The sequence below is a fragment of the Bathymodiolus azoricus thioautotrophic gill symbiont genome (assembly GCF_001298715.1).
GTDB lineage: Bacteria > Pseudomonadota > Gammaproteobacteria > PS1 > Pseudothioglobaceae > Thiodubiliella.
This window is the reverse complement of the sequence record NZ_CDSC02000054.1, coordinates 1-1,205: the sequence shown is the minus strand read 5'-3', so window position 1 is coordinate 1,205 and position 1,205 is coordinate 1. Positions and strand designations below refer to the sequence as shown.

Annotated in this window: 2 pseudogenes; both read right to left on the bottom strand. The window is 33.7% G+C overall.

The features are described from left to right. A pseudogene (locus BAZSYMA_RS00990) lies at positions 1–185 on the bottom strand (dihydropteroate synthase); the annotation flags it as partial. 604 nt (positions 186–789) lie between these two features. Continuing rightward, a pseudogene (locus BAZSYMA_RS00975) lies at positions 790–939 on the bottom strand (dihydropteroate synthase); the annotation flags it as partial. Positions 940–1,205 lie beyond the last annotated feature (266 nt).

The window sequence follows — 1,205 nt, the reverse complement described above, 5'->3', positions numbered from 1 at the left end:
TGTCCATCTTCATCAAATGCCATAACGACAACAGCAGCACCATATTGTTTTACTCTATTAGCTTTGTCTAAGAAATCTTTCTCTCCTTCCTTCAGACTGATACTATTTACTATACATTTCCCCTGAGTACACTTTAAGCCAGCTTCTACCACAGAAAAGTTAGAGGAATCTATACATAAAGGTACCTACAATAGATAAACAAAATTAAGACTACTCAGAAGGATTGGGCCATACAAAATTAAGATTACTGATGTCGGGACCATCTCACAAGGTGGGTGAGTGGGTTATGGTGTTTAATGCCACTTTAACAATCTTTAAGCTATATCGTGGTGGTCAGTTTTATTGGTGGAGGAAACCGGAGTACCGGAGAAAACCCTTAAATGTGGCGTTAAACACTATAACATTACATTATTATGAAAAGAAAGTTTAAAAAGTGATGGACAACAATTTTATCAATATCAACAAAACGAACCACTTCTCACCTTCACCCATTAAACACAAAAAGACAACAACACATGTCAATGGAAATGAAGATCCTGGGATCAACACAAAATGGGGTGTGATTAAACTGGTTGATTGGCCCCCAACCCACCCCATCTTGATAACTAGATTTCTTACAACAAAATTACTCTGGTATGTACATGATGTACAAGACATTTTATTCCTTAATTTCATTTACTTCTTCATGGACAACAGAAAAGATTAAGAACAAGTATCCTATATACAAAGATACTGTAATTATTAAATAACTACAACATAATAAACATTATTATTGACATTTTTTCATCCTACCTTTGAAATATCTGGTTCAGAAGAGATAAGATTTACAAATTTTGTCATTGCCTTCACACCATCCAACATTCCTTCATCCATATTAATATCTAAAATCTGTGCTCCATTTTCTACTTGTAATTTGGCAATACTTAATGCCTCCTGAAATAGTTATTTCATGTATGTTTATTATTGATATTTTAACATCTGTATAAGAAAACGTTATTGAATTAGCGAGTGATTGTTGTTTTACGCCAAATGAAAAAATTTTCAAGTATATAATGGTGAGATAAAGTTGCATTCAATTAGATGATGATTATGTCACCTTTGTACCAGACAAACACGATTAGTTGGAATCACTGAAAAAGTATCTTGATTCCGAGTCAACCAGTCTTTGCTCTTTCTCCTTAATGCTGCATACTTAGCACAGATGC